Source organism: Pseudomonas sp. NFPP12, assembly GCF_900103205.1.
In the GTDB taxonomy this organism is placed as follows: Bacteria; Pseudomonadota; Gammaproteobacteria; order Pseudomonadales; family Pseudomonadaceae; genus Aquipseudomonas; species Aquipseudomonas protegens.
The window spans coordinates 649,858-669,583 of sequence record NZ_FMWW01000006.1 but is presented as its reverse complement, the minus strand read 5'-3'; the positions used below and the strand labels follow the sequence as shown (position 1 = coordinate 669,583).

18 protein-coding genes are annotated in these 19,726 nt (G+C 54.9%); 11 read left to right on the top strand and 7 right to left on the bottom strand.

The features are described 5' to 3' along the window. The first annotated feature begins 80 nt into the window (after nt 1-80). The 4 genes from BLS75_RS27870 (at nt 81) to BLS75_RS32270 (ending at nt 8,011) form a co-directional block, all read left to right on the top strand. On the top strand, nt 81-5,474 hold the full coding sequence (locus BLS75_RS27870; RefSeq protein WP_345769797.1) for a hemagglutinin repeat-containing protein: 5,394 nt from the start codon (nt 81-83) through the stop codon (nt 5,472-5,474). Nucleotides 5,475-6,459: 985 nt separating this feature from the next. Beyond that, nucleotides 6,460-6,861: a hypothetical protein gene (locus tag BLS75_RS32275; RefSeq protein ID WP_143031445.1), complete on the top strand. Its 402-nt coding sequence runs from the start codon at nt 6,460-6,462 to the stop codon at nt 6,859-6,861. A 278-nt stretch (nt 6,862-7,139) separates the two neighbouring features. Further along, nucleotides 7,140-7,592, top strand: a complete 453-nt coding sequence (locus BLS75_RS27865) for a hypothetical protein (RefSeq protein ID WP_072452196.1) — start codon at nt 7,140-7,142, stop codon at nt 7,590-7,592. A gap of 53 nt (nt 7,593-7,645) precedes the next feature. After that, nucleotides 7,646-8,011, top strand: coding sequence for a hypothetical protein (locus BLS75_RS32270; RefSeq protein WP_143031444.1), 366 nt, complete (start codon nt 7,646-7,648; stop codon nt 8,009-8,011). An 86-nt stretch (nt 8,012-8,097) separates the two neighbouring features. Here BLS75_RS32270 and BLS75_RS27860 read toward each other — a convergent pair whose 3' ends face one another. Beyond that, the gene (locus BLS75_RS27860; RefSeq protein WP_072452195.1) at nt 8,098-8,688 is read right to left on the bottom strand and encodes a DUF4291 domain-containing protein; all 591 of its coding nucleotides are present in this window, start codon (nt 8,686-8,688) and stop codon (nt 8,098-8,100) included. Nucleotides 8,689-8,736: 48 nt separating this feature from the next. Continuing rightward, nucleotides 8,737-9,006: a hypothetical protein gene (locus tag BLS75_RS27855; RefSeq protein ID WP_072452194.1), complete on the bottom strand. Its 270-nt coding sequence runs from the start codon at nt 9,004-9,006 to the stop codon at nt 8,737-8,739. A 260-nt stretch (nt 9,007-9,266) separates the two neighbouring features. Here BLS75_RS27855 and BLS75_RS27850 point away from each other — a divergent pair, with 260 nt between their 5' ends. From BLS75_RS27850 to BLS75_RS27820, 7 genes are all read left to right on the top strand, one after another. Next, nucleotides 9,267-9,545, top strand: a complete 279-nt coding sequence (locus BLS75_RS27850) for a BrnT family toxin (protein ID WP_072452193.1) — start codon at nt 9,267-9,269, stop codon at nt 9,543-9,545. Further along, nucleotides 9,523-9,771, top strand: coding sequence for a BrnA antitoxin family protein (locus BLS75_RS27845; protein WP_072452192.1), 249 nt, complete (start codon nt 9,523-9,525; stop codon nt 9,769-9,771). The genes BLS75_RS27850 and BLS75_RS27845 overlap by 23 nt, the downstream gene beginning before the upstream one ends. A 223-nt stretch (nt 9,772-9,994) precedes the next feature. After that, nucleotides 9,995-10,555: a YbhB/YbcL family Raf kinase inhibitor-like protein gene (locus BLS75_RS27840; RefSeq protein ID WP_011058553.1), complete on the top strand. Its 561-nt coding sequence runs from the start codon at nt 9,995-9,997 to the stop codon at nt 10,553-10,555. Nucleotides 10,556-10,643: 88 nt separating this feature from the next. Beyond that, nucleotides 10,644-12,392, top strand: coding sequence for a vWA domain-containing protein (locus tag BLS75_RS27835; protein ID WP_072452191.1), 1,749 nt, complete (start codon nt 10,644-10,646; stop codon nt 12,390-12,392). Nucleotides 12,393-12,429: 37 nt separating this feature from the next. Continuing rightward, nucleotides 12,430-13,011, top strand: a complete 582-nt coding sequence (locus BLS75_RS27830) for an RNA polymerase sigma factor (RefSeq protein WP_011058554.1) — start codon at nt 12,430-12,432, stop codon at nt 13,009-13,011. Next, nucleotides 13,008-13,691, top strand: a complete 684-nt coding sequence (locus BLS75_RS27825) for a hypothetical protein (protein ID WP_072443733.1) — start codon at nt 13,008-13,010, stop codon at nt 13,689-13,691. Before BLS75_RS27830 ends, BLS75_RS27825 begins: the two co-directional genes overlap by 4 nt. A 72-nt stretch (nt 13,692-13,763) precedes the next feature. Further along, nucleotides 13,764-13,949, top strand: a complete 186-nt coding sequence (locus BLS75_RS27820) for a hypothetical protein (protein ID WP_011058556.1) — start codon at nt 13,764-13,766, stop codon at nt 13,947-13,949. A 17-nt stretch (nt 13,950-13,966) separates the two neighbouring features. On the opposite strand, the gene BLS75_RS27815 is transcribed toward BLS75_RS27820, so the two are convergent. The 5 genes from BLS75_RS27815 to BLS75_RS32260 all read right to left on the bottom strand — a co-directional run bounded on the left by BLS75_RS27815 (nt 13,967) and on the right by BLS75_RS32260 (nt 18,519). Beyond that, on the bottom strand, nt 13,967-14,431 hold the full coding sequence (locus BLS75_RS27815; RefSeq protein ID WP_011058557.1) for a hypothetical protein: 465 nt from the start codon (nt 14,429-14,431) through the stop codon (nt 13,967-13,969). Then, nucleotides 14,415-15,266 carry a hypothetical protein gene (locus BLS75_RS27810; protein WP_011058558.1) on the bottom strand — a complete coding sequence of 284 codons (852 nt, stop codon included), beginning with the start codon at nt 15,264-15,266 and terminating at the stop codon, nt 14,415-14,417. The genes BLS75_RS27815 and BLS75_RS27810 overlap by 17 nt, the downstream gene beginning before the upstream one ends. Before the next feature lie 927 nt (nt 15,267-16,193). After that, the gene (locus tag BLS75_RS32265; RefSeq protein WP_072452190.1) at nt 16,194-17,135 is read right to left on the bottom strand and encodes a nucleotide kinase domain-containing protein; all 942 of its coding nucleotides are present in this window, start codon (nt 17,133-17,135) and stop codon (nt 16,194-16,196) included. Between the two features lie 18 nt (nt 17,136-17,153). Further along, nucleotides 17,154-17,942, bottom strand: a complete 789-nt coding sequence (locus BLS75_RS27805) for a dCTP deaminase domain-containing protein (RefSeq protein ID WP_176876774.1) — start codon at nt 17,940-17,942, stop codon at nt 17,154-17,156. After that, the gene (locus BLS75_RS32260) at nt 17,917-18,519 is read right to left on the bottom strand and encodes a hypothetical protein (protein WP_143031443.1); all 603 of its coding nucleotides are present in this window, start codon (nt 18,517-18,519) and stop codon (nt 17,917-17,919) included. The genes BLS75_RS27805 and BLS75_RS32260 overlap by 26 nt, the downstream gene beginning before the upstream one ends. Nucleotides 18,520-19,726 lie beyond the last annotated feature (1,207 nt).

Below are 19,726 nucleotides of genomic sequence, written 5' to 3'. Positions count from 1 at the left end.
AAAGCCTCAAGCTGCGCGACCGGCTGGACAACAGCCAGGGCGGCTCCATCGACAGCGCCGCCACCCTGACCCTGCAGGCCATGACCCTGGGCAACAACGGCGGCACCCTTGACGCCGCGGGTGACCTGACCTTTACCGGCACCGACCTGGACAATGGCACCGGCACTTTCACCGGCAAAACCGCCGTCACCCTTAATCTGTTGGGCGCGTTGAACAATACCCACGGCAAGCTGGCCAGCGGCGGCCCGCTGCGCATCGAACGCGCTGGGCAGATCGACAATCGGGGTGGCCAGATGGCCAGCCAGGGCCTGCTGAGCCTGTTCGCTGCCAGCCTGGACAATCGTAACCGTGGGACCTTGATGGCCAACGACCCACTGACCCTGACCCTGGACGGCGTACTGCAGAACAGCGGTGATGGCTTGATCTACAGCCAGACCGGCGGCCTGCACGTTCAGGCCGGGAGCCTCACCAATGGCAAGGGCACCCTACAGAGCCAAGGCGCTCTGAACCTGAGCACCGGCGACATCGACAACCAGAGTGGTCGCATCCTGGCCAGGAACGGTAACCTGAACATCGGCGCCGGCCACTTGGATAACCGTGGGGGCGTGCTTTCTAGCGTGCAAGGCGCGATGATCGCCGATCTTCGCGGCGTGCTGAAAAACGGCTACGACCCGAGCAACAACCGCCAGGGCGGCGTGACCCAGGCCCAGCGCCTGACCCTCAAGGCCCTGGCTGGCATAGACAACGACGGCGGGCGGATTTCCGCGCAAAGCGGCGATGCGCTGATCACCACCGGCGATTTCGATAACCGCAACGGTGGCCTCTACGCCAAGGGCCTTGTCAAAGTTAGCGGCGGCCATTTCGACAACAGCGGCAACAACGGGCAAATCGCCGGCCAGCAGATTAATTTCGACCTCAGCGGCGCTCTGAATAACCACAAGGGCATCATCGAAAGCGACAGCAGCCTGACGATCAAGGCCGCCAGCCTCGACAATCAGACCGGCCAATTGCGCGCCCTGGGAGACGGTGGCGATACACGGCTGGAGCTCGGCGGATTGTTCGACAACCGCGATGGCTCTCTGGAAACCGCCAACCAAAACCTGGCCTTCGACGCTGGCAGCTTCAACAACCGTGGCGGCAGCGTGCTGCACAGCGGCAACGGCCTGTTCGGCCTGTCCATGGCCAACCTCGAGGATGTGGGCGGGCGCCTGAAAACCGCCGGTCAGCTGATCCTGGAAGGCGAACGCTGGACCAACAGCAGCTCGATCCAGGCCGGGAAACTGACAGTCAACGTCAACCACCTGACCCAGGCCCGTACGGGCCAGCTCCTAGCCGGCAATGGCCTGATAGGCAGCGGCGTGAACTGGATCAATGACGGCCTGATCGGCAGTGATGCAGGCGTCAATATCGACCTCAGTGGTCATTACAGCAGCAAGGGCCGACTCAGCAGCTTTGGGCAACTGGACCTAAAAGCTGCCCAAGTGGACCTGGCAGACAGTGCCAGTATTGCTGGCGGCGGCAACACCACAGTCTCGGTGTTCGGCCAGTTGAACAACGCAGGGCGCCTGAGCGCTGCGGCCGGGCTCACGCTCAACGCGAGTGGCATCAACAATCAGGGCACCCTTGGGGCTGCCCAGAACCTGACCTTGACCACCGGCGGCCTGCTCAACGATCACGGGCTGGTGTTCAGTGGCGACGACATGGGGCTGCGGGTCGACACCCTGACCAACAGCTACGGCAACGTTTACAGCCTCGGTCATCTGACGATCGATCGCGATGGTCAGGGGGCTCTGGCCAGCCGCATCGCCAACCGTTCCGGCACCCTGCAAAGCGATGGTTCCATGACGCTTGCAGCCAGCACCCTTGAGAACATGCGCGATGTGCTGGCTACCAACAACGGCGGCATCTACACCGCCAGAATTGGTGAAGTCGCCTGCATCGAGGGCTACAACGCCGGTGACTGTGGCGGCAAACGCAATCACGTGTGGGAGATCGTTCAGCGCGACAAATTCGAAGTCACCGAAGCGAGTGCGGCGTCGAGCATTGCCGCTGGCGTCAACCTGAATATCAACGCCGGCGACCTGCTGAACCAGAGCAGCAGTATCAGCGCGGCCGGCAACCTGATGGCCACGGTCAACAACTTGACCCACAGCGGCGTGGAAACCGGCGAGACCGAAACCACCCGGGTGTTCATGTCGGCGCGGACCAAAAATGCCAGTGCCTGGTACAACGTCGCTAACGCTGTCACCAACCGATACTGGTTCCAGAGTGCGGGTTATACGCCTGATGACCTGGGTGGTCTGGAAGGCGCGCTGGCCGGTTTTATCGGCATGACCGAACGTGAGTGGGTCGGCCTGGGGACGACGAAAAAACTCGCCGGTGGTGATCAAAGCTATGCCGCAGTGATCCAGGCCGGGGGAGCGGTGAGCATCAAGGCCGGCAATGGCTTCGACAGCAGCGTGGTCCGTTCGGGTTACACCTATGTCGGCAGCGGTGCGCGTACCGATACCCAAGTACCGGGTACCGCCTTCGCCACTCGCATCAGCCTCAGCCCGCAACTGCCCCCAGACCTGACCCAGCAACAGGTCAACCCCCTGGCCCTGCCTGGCTTTAGTCTGCCCGCTGGGCAGAACGGTCTGTTCCGCCTCAGTGGTCAGAGCAGCAGCGCCGCACCAGCTCCGGCGCAGATCGCCGGCCTGCCGGATGCCGCGAACCTTACCCGGCCGCACAAGTACCTGATAGAAACCAACCCGGTACTCACCGACCTCAAGCAGTTCATGAGCTCGGACTACCTGCTGTCCAGCCTCGGTTACAACCCGGACGACAGCGCCAAACGCCTGGGGGATGGCTTCTACGAGCAGAAGCTGATTCAACAAGCGGTACAAGCCCGTACCGGCCAGCGTTTTATCGACGGCCAGAACAGCGACGAACAGCTGTTCAAGTACCTGATGGACAACGCCATCCAGAGCCGGCAACAGCTCAACCTGTCGGTGGGCGTGGCTCTGACCTCGGAGCAGGTGGCGGCCCTGACCCACGACATCGTCTGGCTGGAAAGCCATGAAGTGAACGGCGAACAAGTGCTGGTGCCCGTGCTCTACCTGGCCCAGGCCAAGAACCGACTGGCCCCGAACGGCGCCCTGATCGCGGGTAACGACGTCAACCTGATCGCCGGCCAGGACCTGAACAACGTCGGCACCCTGCGCGCGACCAACAACCTGTCGGCCCAGGCCGGGCAGAACCTGATCAACAGCGGCCTGTTGGAATCCGGTAATCGCCTTGACCTGCTGGCCGGCAACGACCTGGTGAACAAGGCCGGCGGCATCGTCGCCGGGCGTGACGTGAGCCTCGCCGCAACCCGGGGCGACGTCATCAACGAGCGCACCCTGACCTCGCACCAGAGCAGCAACGGCAGCTACGCCCAGCAGCGCGACTTCGTCGACAACGCCGCCCGGGTAGAAGCGGCGAACAGCCTGGTGATCAGTGCCGGGCGCGATATCAACAACGACGGTGGTGTACTCAAAAGCGGTGCCGATATCGGTCTCAAAGCTGGGCGCGACATCAACCTGACCTCAGTGCAACAGGTGGTCAGCAACGACCGCGGCGTGCGCTACAACGACCTCAGCGTGACCCAGAACGGCTCCAGCCTGCAGGCCGGTCGCGATCTGGCCATCAGCGCCGGCCGCGACATCACCGCCATCGCCAGCCAGATCGAAGCCAAGCGCGATGTGGCGATGGTGGCCACCGAGAATCTGAACCTGGTTTCGGTGGCCAATGAAACGCACTTCTACAGCAAGACCAAAAAGGTCAAAAGCCAGGAAGATCATGTCAAACAGGTTGCTTCCACGGTGACGGCGGGGGGAGATGTTTCGCTGACTGCGGGTGAGGATCTGACCTTGATCTCCAGCCGTGTGACAGCCGGGGATGAAGCTTATCTGGTGGCCGCTAACCAACTGAATCTGCTGGCGGCTCAAGACAGCAATTACTCGCTGTATGACATGAAGAAAAAGGGTAGTTGGGGTAGCAAGAAGACCCAGCGCGATGAGGTCACTCAGGTTACCCATGTGGGCAGCGAAATCAGTACGGGTGGTAATTTGACTCTGGTGAGTGGTGGCGATCAGAAGTATCAGGTCGCCAAATTGGAGAGTGACAAGGACATCACCCTAGATAGCGGTAGAGCCATCACCTTTGAAGGGGTGAAGGACCTGCATCAAGAGAGTCATGAGAAGAGCAACAATAGCCTGGCCTGGACCAGCGCCAAAGGGAAGGGCAACACCGATGAGACCTTGCGCCAGACAGCGTTGTTAGCTCAAGGCAAGGTAGCGATCAAGGCCCTGGATGGACTGAAGATCGATATCAAGCAGATCGACCAGGGCACCATCAGCCAGAGCATTGACGCGATGGTCAAGGCCGACCCGCAACTGGCCTGGCTCAAGGAGGCAGAGCAGCGAGGAGATGTGGACTGGCGCAAGGTGCAGGAGATTCATGACAGCTTCAAGTACAGCCATTCAAGTCTTGGTCAGGGGGCGATGCTGGCGATTGTCATCGTCGTCGCCGCTTTTACGGCGGGTGCCGCCAGCGGTGCTATAGGTACGGCTGCGGGGGCGAGTGCTGGGTCCGGTTCGGCAATGGCGGCTGCGGGAAATGCAGCGATGGTTCAGGCGGGAACGGCAGTCGGCACTGCGGCGGCGGGGTGGGGTAATGCGATGGTTACTACGGCGTTATCTTCGATGGCGGGCACCGCTGCGGCTAGCACTATCAACAACAAGGGCAATCTGGGCAATGTGGTGAAGGACGTATTCAGTGAAAACAGCTTGAAAGGCTACGCAACCGGTGCGGTGATTGCTGGTTTCGGTGCGGCCTTTACCAACGAGATGGGGCGGACTTTAAGTGCGGAAGGTAATTATGTTTATGGCGATGACTATGCCGGGCGCTTGAAGGCTTATGCAGCCAATACCGCACTGAAGGGGGCCTTGAGTGGTAAGGACAAAGACACTTGGTTGAGTATTGCAGCGACTGGGGCGTTGATGGAGTTGTATCAGTATTCGGCGGGTCGAGACCCGGATGTTAGGCCTGGGGTGGAGAGACCTGGAAGCAATGTTTTTCAAGAGCTAGATGGGGGGCTTGTGCCGCGCGTTACTGTCAGTGGAATAGAGCGAGAAGGAAATAATGTTGGTCTAAATCAAACGTGTACTTCCTTGTTGGCTATTTGTCACGGAATGCCTCTTAGTAATTTTTTAAGTAATGTTCCTGGTGTTAATGCATTTGCGACTTTACATGATACTTGGATGAATAGACTGATCGAGCTGAAAAAGTTGAGCTGGCAACTGGGAGGTTCTTTAGGCGAAAAGCCTGATATGAGTATTTTTGAAAATATTGGTAGTATGCCGCCCGCATTAATAGTCAATTACGGGGCAATCATTGATAAATATAGGCCTCTAACTGATGCAGTGAGGAAAGATGAAAAAAATAATTAATGTATTTTTGGTCTGTCTCTTTGCTATAGGATGCTCGTCACCTTTTTATTCGACTTGGGTTAGTGCTACCAATGGGTTGGTTGGTACTCCGTTTGAGTCGCACTTTTGGCCCCCTAGATGCCTGCCAGATTGTTTGCATCAATATTGGTCGCCCAGCAATAAGAATGCAGCTTTTGATAAAGTTTTGGATGAAGAGGCAGGTGAAAAGCGCTACTACATTACGTGGCTTATGGATTGTCGTTACTCAATACTTGTCTCAAAAGAGGGCATTATAAAATCTTGGCGTTATGAGACGGAGGACAAAAGAAGTTGTTTTGTTTTTTAGAGGTTAGATGGTCTGGCTCTCGTAAGAAGACTTGCTCTTATGTTGAAACGGAAATATTGGGATTTTTTATGCGCTGAGCTCAACAGGCTCGTGGTTGCTCAGCTTTGGGAAGGAGGTAATGAAATAGGATGCTGGATTTTAGTCGATGGTTTGAATAGTTGTGGATGTGTGATGATTTGTGAACTGTGTAAAGGGACTAGCAAAAAATGGAAATGAAATGGCCTCAAGGAACATGGGGTTCTTATTTAATTTTTGAGCAGTAGTTTGTGAAACTAATAGTTGTTGGTTTCGAAGCGAAAAGTAAAGGAGTGTATTCGATTCTTTTAAAGTATGGTGCGCGGAAGCTTGTGAGAGAAGTAAGAGTGTGTGAAGGCGCTGTGTTATATGCTGAATATGAATCAAGTCTGCAGGAAATTCTGCATAGAAATGTTGGGGATGCAAAAAACATGCATCGTCTAGTATTTAAGTTGCATCGACAAGAGTTTGTAGAATTTCCTTTATGTATCGGAAATTTCTAGTTTTCCGAAGAGGCTGATGTTGAAAATCTTCTGACTAGTTACCTGGTTGTTGGTGTAGGGTGGCTTGGGTTTATTAGAGCGGAATAAAGAACCCCAAGATGGCAGGACTCTGTTTCATTCTTACAATAAGTGAGGGTTTGATTTGGCTTATTCGAATTTAGAGTTTTCTGGGCAGTTTGCGCGGATTCATGATCTGGACTTGAGTATTGCCTGCTTTCTAGTAATAGAGTCCGGAAAATATGTAAGCTCGGAAGCTTTGGACGATATGTTTGATTCTTGGGTCGATTCGATTTCGTATGGCGGCCCTGGTTGTATTGATCTGCAGCTAGATAAATTTCTGAAAAGCCAAGAGTATGCTGATGTAGTTGTAGGCTTGATTGATAGGGTGATCCAAGAGTTGTATTCAATAGCGGATGTTTATCCGAAAGAGAAATTGAGCTCGATGCTGGCAGGCGTAAAAATAACTTTGAATGCGGACTATGAAGTTAAGTTGATAAGAACTGCTTTAGTTGGGTTACGAAAAGTCATTGTAGGTGAAGGATAGTTCATGGGCTGCATGATGACTCAGATGATTTTTCACTAATTCCTGAGTCTTTGATTTTTTCAAGATTGAAAGAAGGTTTGAAAAAAAGCTCTGCTGTGACCTGCATCAAGTTTGTTTTTTCTAGTTTGTCAGCCTTCGGATCATAGTGGGCTATATATTAAGTAAGAGTCACGTAAGTGATGAGTTTTTAGAGTGAAGAAGAAAATATATTATGGTGTAATCGCGCTTGGTACAGAGATATGTATGCATGTATTTTGCATTTTTAAGTGAGATGTAGCATGAGCATTAAACTTAAGACAGAAGCGGGAGTGTTAGAGTTTATTGTCAAAAATATTAAGGCTAAGGATAGTTTTTTTGACTTCGATATTGTCAGTATTTGGTATGATAAATATTCCGGCTATTTACCGGCTGATTTCTTTTGTAGTTTGAATTTCGATGATATAAATAGGCTTGTTGAATATTTCTATAGGCATAAATTGTCAGTGCTTACTAATCAGGTTAATGAGTCACTGGTTTATATGCCTTTGGAAAGCGACTTTCAAATAAGGTTCATGGCCGGGGAGGCTGAAAGCATGGAAGATGGATACTTTTCCATAGGTTTTTTATTTAACCTTGGAAGTAGTTGCGAAGAATCTTCGAATGTATATTTTGGGTTCGAGGCTGGTATTGATTTTTTAGCGGCAGATGACTTTTGTGTTTCTTTGAAGGAACTGGTGACCGTTGAGCAGTAGATGATTTCCTAGTAATCCACGGTTTTCAAAGTGTTTTAATCTGGTAAGCCATGATGAAAGAAGTATCTCCTCTAATATGTACATCGTGTGAAGAACAGCTCGATGTGTTTAACGAGGGTTCTACCCAAGGATTAAGGTGTTCCGGTTGTGGCTGGTCCTTGGTTACTACACATATTTCAGACATTAAAATCGATGAGCGAGAATATAAATTTTTTTGTAGCGGTAATTATAAAAGCGAAGCACATGTGCGAGTTGTATCCGAGGTGGCAGGTTATAATTTTTTGATGTCCAGAAAAGCACTGCAGAAAGGCCAATTTCTTCTGTTCTCCGGGCAGGCTGTTGAGGTTTCTCGGGTCAGGAAAATGCTTGGTCATGCAGGGGTTTTATGTACCATCACACCTGATTTTAAGTGGGATTGATCAGATGACGATTGTTGTTTGCTAAGCCTCTAAGGTGAATGAGTGAGTTCTTCCAGTAACTTAGCTGCAACTTCCGAAAGTACAGGTTATACATCAAACCCCATAGAGTACTCCCGCTCCTGCGGAAGCAGCCTGCTGGCCCCCCCCAAGTCCCCTTCCTCAATCAGTCGATGAATCTCGTGGGCCAGGGGCGTGACATCGGTGATGCGCTTGATCCACTGGTTCACGTACAACTGCACGGCCTCCTTGCTCAGGCCGATCTGGATCGCGCGGTGTTCCTGGGGCCGCAGGTACAGATCCCGTTCCGGGTCCCATTGAATGCGCACCGGTGACTGGTCTTTCAACTTCAACCACTCTTCCTTGTTCATGGACTCGTCGACATGGCTCAGGCAGCCGTTGGCCAGGGCCCATTCGAAGCCTTCGCGGCTGATGTCGATGGCCAGTATGCGGGTCTGTCCGGCGTCCTTAAAACCCCAGCCGGCGCGGTACATCATCCAGAGGAAGGACGGCTTTATCCAGGTCATGCGCTCCATCTTGAAGGGTGGGGAGACGAAGGTGCCGTGGGCCAGGGCGGCGTCGGCGATGCTGTCGGAGTAGGCCTGGTAGACGCGGATGGTGTCGGCGTCGTAGAGCGCGCGGATCTGGCGCTCGGGGATTTCTGTTGCGGGTTTATGCATGGCATTTCCTTATGAAGAATGGGCGGCCGGGAAGCCGCCCTGGGGTGTTTAGAGTTTGGCCTGCGGTTGCAGGCGCCGTGATGTCACATCCAGCAGATCACAGCCATCGCGCAGCAGGATGCTGCACACCAGGGTCAGTTCCTGCAGTAGCACCGGTTCGCTGCGCAGGGTCTCGGCGGCGAAGTTCTCCAGCAGTTGGGTCGCGGCGCGGATGCGAAAGGCTGCGGCGTCGTGCAACACATCGATGGGCGCCTGGGTGTCGATCAGCAGGGAAGGAATCAGGCAGTCGTGGCCGGTTAGGGATATATAACGGTTCATTAGTACACCTCGCTTAATGGATCGATGTACTCGTTACTCCGGTCGCCAAACCAGGTCGCCATATGGGCGACGGCCGGACTATAAGCCGCGGGCTTGCGAGGGTGCAAGGCAAGTGTGGTGGCGTCTTTTCCGAGAGCGTTGTAGGGCTTTTTCCGCACACATCCATCCCGCTTGCGACTGTATTTCCAGGTGTTTAGCCAGGGCGCTTTTGGCGAACGGTCTGCTAGCCCGTATGTACATTTGTAAATACGGAATTGCTTATGTACGTTGCATGGGACGAGGCCAAGAACCACGCCAACATGCTCAAGCACGGCATCGATTTCTACGATGCGGTGCTGATGTTCCAGCGCCCGGTGCTGTCCTTGCGCGATGAGCGCCTGGACTATGGCGAGGAGCGCTGGGCCAGCCTCGGTTGGATCAGGACCCTGGTGGGCGTGGTGGTCCATACCGAGCGGTGGGGTCATGCGGTGCGCATCATCTCGGCGCGAAAAGCCACTAAGCGGGAGGCTAAATATTATGTCCAACGGAAAAAAAACTGATTGGGATCGCCTGGCGAAAACCGATGACGAGGGCATCGATACTTCTGATATTCCCGAGCTGGATGACGATTTCTTTCGCCGCGCCGAGGTGCACCTGCCGGGCAAGAAGGCCGTGACCATTCGCCTGGACGCCGATGTGCTGGAGTGGTTCAAGGGCCAGGGCGCGGGTTACCAGACGCGGATCAACCAGTTGCTGCGCCAGTACATGCAGGCCCACCGGGACTGAGGCCTGTGCATCATTTCAGGAGGCGGGCGGATGGCCCGTCGCTCTTTCCGGCCGGCCGTGGAGGGTGGTCGCCATTGCGATTCCTGTCTGAAATATTCATTTACAACTACCCCCGTCCTCAAGCTCAATCTGCTCCCTTGCCTGGTGCGAAGGAGTGCGCTCTTTCGTGCAGGCTATAGTCTTGTGCTCACCCTGACCTCATCCGCAAATAAGGTGCTTTCGTATGTCTCGCTTTGCCTCCCGCAATACTTGGCTGGCCGTTGGTGCCGCGTTGCTGTGCCTGCACTTGCCCGTGCAGGCACAGGAGCGTTTTACCCTGAACATTCCCGGGGTTTCGGATGACCGGCTGTTCACCACGGGCAATGCCAGCGATGCCAAGGGCTGTGGCGGGCACAATAATTCCCCGGCCTTGAACTGGACCGCCGGCCCGACCGGGACCTTGAGCTACGCCATCGTCATGCACGACCCGGACGGGGCCAAGGGCCAGGGCGTGGATCACTGGGTGCACTACGGCATCAAGCCCACCACCCGGCAGATTCCCGCCGGTGCCGGCAACAAGCCGAACCTGGAAGGGCTGGCCGGCCTCAACAGCCGCAACGGTACTTCCTATATGGGCCCGTGCCCGCCGGTGGGTGACAGCGCGCACCACTACATCATCCAGATCTACGCCCTGGACCTGCCGCCGGAAGCCCTGCCCGCCGGGCTGACCCGCGCCCAACTGCTGGAAAAGATCAACGGTCACGTACTGCGCAACAGCAGTGTGGTGCGCCGCTATTCTCGCTGAGTGAAATTTTTTTCGAAGGCTTAACCCGAATCGCCCAGGGGCTTCGTCTGAAGGGGGGAATGGATCATTTCTTTCCGAGGTCAGCCCCATGTCCCTTCCCGTGCATTTCCTTCGTCCGGCCGCCCAGGGTTTTGCCGCCGGCCTGTTGCTGGCAGTTGCCGGCTGTGGTGTGTCGTCCAAGCCCGAATCCGCTGCCGGCTCGTCAACCCAGGGAGCATTGCAGGCTGCGCCTCAAGCGCAGTACGAGGTGCAGCATGCCGATGCCACCATGGCCAAGCGCGCTGTGCATCCCATGAGGTTGTCAGCGCCGATGCCGGCGCCCATTAGCTCACGGGATTCGCTGGTGGCCGGTTACCGCGACGAGCCCCGGGAGCAGTACCAGAAACTGCCGGACAACCCGATCCACAGCGTCGCCGAAGCACCGGTCTCGACCTTCAGCGCCGACGTCGATACGGGTGCCTATGCCAACGTCCGCCGCTTGCTCAACCAGGGCAGCCTGCCGCCGGAGGGCGCGGTGCGCCTGGAGGAACTGGTCAACTACTTCCCCTACGATTACGCCCTGCCCACGGACGGCTCGCCCTTTGGCGTGACCACCGAGCTGGCGCCGTCGCCGTGGAATCCCCATACCCGCCTGCTGCGCATCGGCATCAAGGCATCGGATCGCGCGGTGGCGGAGCTGGCCCCGGCCAACCTGGTGTTCCTGGTGGATGTCTCCGGCTCCATGGATCGCCGTGAAGGCCTGCCCCTGGTGAAAAGCACCCTCAAGCTGCTGGTGGATCAACTGCGGGACCAGGATCGGGTGTCGCTGGTGGTCTACGCCGGTGAATCACGGGTGGTGCTGGAGCCCACGTCCGGTCGTGACAAGGCGAAGATCCGCACTGCCATCGACCAGCTCACCGCGGGTGGTTCCACGGCGGGCGCCTCGGGTATCCAGCTGGCCTACCAGATGGCCCAGCAGGGTTTTATCGACAAGGGCATCAACCGCATCCTGCTGGCCACCGACGGCGACTTCAACGTCGGCGTCAGCGACTTCGACAGCCTCAAGGCCATGGCCGCCGAGAAGCGCAAGAGTGGTGTCTCCCTGACCGCCCTGGGGTTCGGCGTGGACAACTACAACGAGCACCTGATGGAGCAACTGGCCGACGCCGGTGACGGCAACTACGCCTACATCGACAACCTGCGCGAAGCGCGCAAGGTGCTGGTGGACCAGCTCAGCTCGACCCTGGCGGTGGTGGCCAAGGACGTGAAGCTGCAAGTGGAGTTCAACCCGGCCCAGGTCAGCGAATACCGCCTGCTGGGTTATGAGAACCGTGCACTCAAGCGAGAAGACTTCAGCAACGATAAGGTCGACGCCGGGGAAATCGGTGCAGGGCATACGGTTACCGCGTTGTATGAAATTGTCCCGGCTGGCGAGAAGGGTTGGCTGGAGCCGCTGCGTTATACCCAGGCCAAGGCGCCGCAACAGAGTGGCAAGCAGGGCGAACTGGCCATGCTGCGGCTGCGCTACAAGGCGCCGGAAGGCGGCAGCAGCCGCCTGATCGAACGGCCCATCAGTGCCCAGCAGCCGGGCAGCCTGGCGGCGGCCAGCCCCGACCTGCGCTTCGCCGCAGCCGTGGCGGCGTTCTCCCAGCAGCTCAAGGACGGCCGCTACACCGGCAACTTCAGCCTGGCCGACACGGTCAAGCTGGCCCAGGGCGCCAAGGGTGCCGACCCTTACGGCCTGCGAGGCGAGTTCGTACAGCTGGTGGAGCTGGCGCAAAGCCTGCAAACTCAGGCGCCGAAAGCCCAGGCGGCGCAGCCCGTGGACTTGAGCCAAGTGCAGAGCCGCCTTGAGTAGACCTCAGACCCGCAGTGAACAGGAGTTCAACCGCCCTATGTCTGCTGCCCAATCCACCAGCGACGCCAGCAGCGATGAAACGCTGCTGGCGCGTTACCGTGCCGGAGACCCCGCGGCCTTCGAGGTGCTTTACCAGCGCCATCGCCAGGGCTTGTATCGCTTTGTGCTGAGCCTGTGCGGCAAGGCCGAGCTGGCGGATGAGGTCTACCAGGAAACCTGGCTCAGCCTGATCCGCAGCACCAGCCAGCCCCAGGGCCGGGCCAGCTTTCGTACCTGGCTGTACCAGATTGCCCGCAACCGCTTGATCGACCACTGGCGCAAGCACGGCCAGCGCAACCCGTTGCACGACAGCTATGACGAACAACTGCACGGTGAAGCCGACCAAGCCCCCGGCCCCGAACAGCAACTGAGCCTGTGCCGCGACCAGCAGCGTATCGAAGCCGCCCTGCAGGACCTGCCCGAAGACCAGCGCGAGGTGTTCCTGCTGCGGGCCCACGGCGACCTGGAACTGCCAGAAATCGCCAGCCTGACCCAGGCTCCCCTGGAAACGGTGAAAAGCCGTTTCCGCTATGCGTTGAAAAAATTGCGTCGGCTCCTGGCCGAGGAGGTACTCACATGACTGACGCCCGACAGACCCCAACCCCCGAAGAGCAGATGCTGGCGCATATCCGCCAACACAGCGCCCAGGAACCACCGGCCCATCTGGATGCCCTGATCCTGGCCACTGCGCGCCGCGAAGCCCCGGCGCCCAAGCCCGGCCTCTGGCAACGCTGGATGCAGGCCTGCCTGCGGCCGCGTTATCAACTGGCTTTTGCCAGCCTGTTTGGCGTGGCCCTGGTCATTGGCTTGCTGCGGCCCTCCCCGGAGCACTATCCACAAGAGCAGGCCTTTGTCCCTGCGCCCGCTCCAGCCCCAGCTGCGCCCATGGCGCGCCAGGCGGCGCCACGTTCCGCAGAGCTGGCCGGGGCCTTGAGCGTCCCTGAGCCGGCTGCCCCTTCGCCCATCGCTCCGGCGGCCCCTGTCGGCAGTTTTGCCGCGGCGCCGGAGATGGAAGCGTCCGCTGATGCAGCGCCACCTGCGATGGCCAAGCCCAGGGCCGAGTCGAGCAAGCTGGCCAAGCGCATGTCGGCGCCGGTCGCGCCCCGGGCGATCAAGCGATTGAATGAGCAACTGCAGACAGTGCTGCGTCTATGGGACGAGGGCCAGAACCGCGCGGCGGCCGAGCTGCTGCTCCAGCTGCAGGAAACTTATCCACAGGAGGATCTGGACGCGCGCCTGCAAGCCTTGCGTCGTCAATAAGGTGCGGGGGTTGGCTGTCGCAGCGGAAAACGCGCACTATCTGCCCAGTTTCCAGAAAGTGAGAGGCCGGTCATGGCACCCCGCATCGACCGTATTGCTGCAATGTTGAACTGCCCGATCAAGGGCGCGGAGCTGCGCCAGGCCATCAAGGAAAGCCGCAAGGACTTTGGCCTTGAAGAGGGCGAGGACCTCGATCAGCAGGCCGACGACGAAGACGATCAGGCGGCCCCGCACTCCGACGCCGTCGAGGAGGAGTGATCCGGCAGCCCCAGCGCTTAGGCGTAGGGGGTGGCGGGCAACTCGATGAACTCGGCGCAGGCACCGTCCGCGGTCATGCGCCGGGCCCGTTCCGGCAGCAGCCGGGCGTGGTTTTCCACTTGCCAGCGATACCAGCTCAGGCGCTGCACGATCCGCCGCCGGCAGGGCTCCGGCAATTGCCCCAGCAGGTCGACACTCTCGGGCGCCCAGCGGGCTCGGGTCGAGTAGTAGCAGAACAGGTTTTCCCGCAGGCCGAAACAGTCCTCAATGCTTTCCTCGACGCTGTACGCGTAGCGCTCGAAGCTGGCGCTCAGTTGCTGTGCGCCGTCGGCGTTGTCCCGCAGGTAGGCGAAGATCCCCGGCCAATTGATGCAGTACAGGTGCTCGTCCCAATCGCCGTCCCGGGTCAGGTACTGGCCCTGGCCGCGAAAGAACTGCAGCACTTCCTCGCGCTCCAGAGCCACTTCAAAGTTGCTTTTCATCGGGTGTTCCCTTGACGTCGGCGATGCTCACAGATAACGCCACGCATTCGATCACGCAATCGAAGCCGATTTCCAGGCGCAGGTGATAACCGGGGTCCAGGCGAGTGAGCTGGGTGCGCATGCGCCCGTCGAAGCGCGTGCCGCTGACCGCCAGTTCGCTGATGCCCTGGACCTTGAGCACGAAACTGCAGTGGGTCGCCGCCTCGATCACCGGCCAGCTGGCAGGCACAGACAAGCGCGGCAGTTCACCGCTCAGGTGCAGGCTCAGTTGCTCGCCCTGGAACTGCGGGCCCTGGGTCTCCAGGTCATAGGGCGTGGCGGTCACATCGAACTCGGCCCGCCAGGCTTCAGGGTTGTCGATGCCGAACAGCCAATCCCCGCCGAAACGCTCACGGTGCGGGATTGCCCGGCACTCTGCCAGCGAAGGCAATTGCGCGCGGACCAGGTCTTCCTGCCAGCGCTCCCGTGCCGCGTTCAGCAGGCGCTGGAAAAGGTCCCGGCTGTTGTCGATCACCCCTGGCCAGTTGCTGGGCCACTGATCGTATTCGTAGTCGTCCTCGATGGGCTCCCAGATCTGTTCGAAGTCATAGTCCGGGTCATCCAGGGCCGCTTGCAGCACCTCCACCAGCCGCTGTCGATGCCGGAAATTCTCCCGGGAACCGTGGCGCATCAGGCCGTAGTGGCGGACCAGGTATTCGCGGTCGTCCGGGTCATTGGGGTTGTAGCGGTTCAGTTCGGCATCCAGGGCCGGGGGCATGTCATAGCCCATGAACCAGGTGACCCAGTCGCGTATCTGGGGCTCGAAGGGTTGATTGTGCAGGGGATGGCGCAGCATCGGGACCTCCTGTCCGGGGGCGGCGAATGTAGCAAGTTGCGCTTCGCCAGGACAGCCCAGGGCCGTCATGTGTGCGGGGTGCCGTTCGGGCATTGCGCCGTTTTGCATCGCGGATCAACAAAAAAGCCCCAGGCCTTAAGACCTGGGGCTTTTTCGCTGAAGATGGCGCACTCGGCGGGATTCGAACCCACGACCCCTGCCTTCGGAGTCCTAAAAGTCGACGTTTAGAATCAATACGTTAGCGCGGATTAGCTGGGAAATCAAAGGGTTGTGGTAGCTCCGGTTAGCAGGTTTTCGCCCCGTTTAGCGGGGCGAGTGTGGCAAATTTGTGGCGCCGCGATAGAAGACCGATGTGGAATGAGCTCTGGTGGGCGACTGGACGTTTACTCATTAGTTTTAAAGTGCCCTCTGGCCGTCCAATAGGAGGCTTAAGCGATCCTTACTACTGACTGCTTTTAGTCGACTCCAGGGTATCAAGACGGCTTATTAGGTTCGATTTTGGTTGCTGCCAATAGATCTTGGGGAATTGAGTTTTTAGCTTTCGATACGTCTAATTTTTCCAATCGCTTCCAGCGCTTACCCATGAAAATAAAAAGAACAAGAAGCAGATGCCTATTGCGGAAATAGCCCATATGGCTATGTTTTTGGAAATAAACATGAAATTGTTTATCTTGATTGATGCTTCTAATATTTTATCTTGGCATGATTTCGAATATATAGCTGCTCGTTGATTTTTTGGATAAGACTCGGTTTTTCCTAAGGTGCAAGATACTATTTCTTGCTGGTTTGGAAGGTGCGCTACGGACCAGGCCGTAGTTACAGCGCCGGATATTATTACAAGAAGTATTGCAAGGCGCTGCCAAATGCCTAGTTTGAAGTGATAGTGTATATGCATGTCGAGCCTTTTTATGTGTTTTTAAATTAGGCCTAAATTTTTTGTATGTCCCAGGTAGGAGGAAAAAAATAATGGACCTTATTATTTATTGGTCGATATATTTGCTTTATTCGACTGTTAGGGTTTCCAAGGTCAGGCCTTTTTTCTCGAAGGTATTTATCTACTTCACAAAAAAGATTTTGACAGTCAATTAATTGAAGGGGGCGCCCTCCCATATATCTGAAATCAATTCCTAGTTTTTCGAACTCTAATTGCTGGGAGTCTACCATCTGTCTTATGACATACTCATAGCTTTTACCTTCCAAGGATAAAAAACATTTTTTTATCCCGCGGACTGCTCCGGGGCCAGCCACAACAAACTGCTCTTCTAATGTAGAGGAATAGTGACTGTAAGTTAGGTCGATAGCATATTGGTATGCCAAAAACGGACCGATAGTTGGTGTTTTAACTAGTAGTTCGTAAAGATCTTTCAAGTCGCTGATCTCCCAAACCTTCTTATGAAGATTGTCTTTGATCATTGTTTGAAGCATCTTTATATTGTTTTCGTGCTTTACAGAGCTTCCGTACTCTTTTTTTCCGGAGGGCATTATGTATGCGGCAGAATAAAGGCGCGAAGCATTGGCTTTGTGAATTGTCAGTATTTTACAATATGCCTCTGGACAGAAGGAGCTAAGTGTAATTTCTCCTAGGGTTGACTCAAGATACTCCCAGGTTTGTATTTTGTTGAACAGCTTAAATAAGATTGTTCTGAAAAAAGTATCTTCTGGGCTAAAACTTTGCGAGTACATAACTTCCTTGAGAAGGAATTGAGTTGTTCTGTCCAGTACTCTATAGCAATTCGTGAATTTAAATTTTTCAAGAATTGGGTCGTTGATTGTTAGAGAGTGATCTAAATCGTTCTTCGCACGAAATATTTCGTTACGCTTGTGGGCGAAATTCCAATACTCGTCGTATGCATCACTTTTTTTCGTCATGACTGCGTAGCCATCAAATTAGGATCGTTTTTGGCTTTGAGTTTGCTGTTCATGAGTTGGAAACAGATCTAAACCTGTTAGGTCATTCACCGCTTGGAATATATGATCACGTAGACCGAAGCCTAATATGGTGACAAAGACTGCAAATATTACAGTGGAGTACCTAGTGACGATCTTGCTTTCGAGTGTCAGGATATCTTTTTTCAGAGCGTCTAGTTCGCTCTTTAATTTCACAGGCGAAAAAACCTCACCTGACATATTTGAAATGAGGTCGCTATTTAGAGATTTTGGTATCTTTTTATCTTTCTTCACATACTTTTCAGTTGAGGTTCTATCAAGGCTTGCATACCAGATCAAAGCGAACTTGTCGCCTTTTTCAAGGGTAATGTCCAGAGGTCCGGCATTATAAACCGAAAAAGTCAATCGTCCTCGCCAGCCAGGGTCAACATGAAAGCCAGAGACGTTTATCAAACCTTTGAATTTATACTTGGCTTTGAATGATATGAGCGCAAGAGCATCCCTTGGCACAGAGATGATTTCATTTGTAATAAGGAACGCAAATTGACCTTTGGGAATGACAAATTGCGACTTGTCTTTCGTGAGCTTCTTTTTTACGCCCGTGTCTTTGCTGTTGTCGGGGTCGCTAGGAGTGATATAAACTTCATCTCCAACGGTTAGTGAAATCGCAGCGCAGTCAACTTCGATTCCAATTTGATTCCCTTCTTCATTTTCAGCCAGACAATCTAGTTGCTCTTGAAGCTTATCCCCGCTCCAAAACATATCAATACCCTGAGTCGTAGTTTCCAAGTCTGCTGAAAAACATATTCTTTTTTTCGACTCCTACAAGGCGCTTCGAAAATATGCTTTGTAAATCTTCGTCAGTTATCGAGTAAAGAGACGTGATCGCCGTCCTGAAAATCTTCCCTAAGCTCTCAATTAGAGCCTGCCTGAAAGGATATGATTCAAGATGGTCAAGCGATTCAGTCGCTTTACACATTTTTCCTATGTGAAGAGTCATCTGGTGAGAAAGATAATAAAGATCATTCCTAGTATCACTAGGTTGGCTCGATATTATTGTTTTTACCAAATCTCGAATGTCGGAGCATTCTTTTTCAGAATCGCTCAGGGCGATGTCAAAAATTCTTGAGTTAAAAATATTACATGCAGATATTATAATTATGAGGCTGTCAACTACGCTTTTCTTGAACGCATCCGCATTGTTTTCAAACGCTGCCACATTGAGTTGTGCATTATACTTTGCTAAATGCAGAACCATATGAGTAATGCGCTGCTGCACAGGCAAAAGCCAGATATCCTTGTGATACTTTTCGTCATGCTGCAGCTGTTTCCACTGCAGTTCATCAAGCTGACTGAAAAGTGACATAATCGCCCCCAACGCGAGTGTTAGTGGCTCCGATTGAGCCTTTTTTGCTTCGCTGAGTATACATCATTGAAAAATCCTTTGAAGCCAAGATGCTTGGGGCGCTCGCACACCCATTGCTAGCCGGCCTCGAGGCGAGGCGCTCTGCTGGTAGTTGGATGGATGGTATGCCTATAAGCACATAGGCATTTGCCCGCTGATGGCGCGCTCCCTATTGCAGTAGGCAGCCCATCAGTGGGTCTATGGAGCTTTTTGCTCTGAACGGCAAGTCCTCGCTGCGTAGCCGTGGTGTTAACTCATCGTCAGCGAGTTCCTGTGAGCTCCTGCCGTCTCAAGTCGGAGCACGGGTTGACTCGACCGGTCTAGCGGCGCAGCCAATTGCGAATCGCCCTGTAGAGCCATCTATCTGCCTTGATAGCTGGTTGGCTTGCGTATTCCGGGCGGGATCGCAGGTACTGGACGGTAACGTCGAACTCCTTCGCACTGTACAGCCCCAGGTGCCCGGAGTCTGCTCACTGCAATGGCTTCATTATCCCATCGCTGACGATAGTTGGCCGATCGCAGCCAGTAACTCACCTAGTGGACAGTTAAGGGATATACGTCAAAGTGGTTCGATCCCAAAGCCGATGCTGTCCAACTGCGATGCTGAGTCAAGGTCGGCGAACGAGACTGCTGATAAAGGTCTTTATAGTAATCCCCAGGACGCCGGACCCTGGCGAAATCCAACGCAGTACGCGGCCCCTCAGATTGTATTTTACGCCTGTCTATTAGCTTTTTTGAAATCAGAACCGTGGTTTGGCGAAGACCAAGTGCAGTGGATATCGATAGCGTGACCAGGCGCATTGATGAACTACGGGATGAAAATATGGTGGTGGATAACGCCTAGGCCTTCCATCAGCAAAAAAACGCTGGGCACTTACCACATCGTACGCAAAGGTCGTACTGAGGATCTGCGCAAGATTGATTTCGACAAACTGCGTGAAGAATTCACCTTTTCATTTTGTATATGGTACATAGGTGGGAACTGAACAGATGGTTTTTTTATAATAAGCCGATTAAAATCAATGGCTTAACTATTAAGTTTTTGGGCGGTCAAAGGGAGGTGTCAGCAGGGTTAGCGGAATTTTACTCTCATCAGCGGGAGGAATGTGGCATCCTGCCTTCACGTTGTTTATGCTCCTTAATAATTGCCTCGTACGTGACCAAAAGT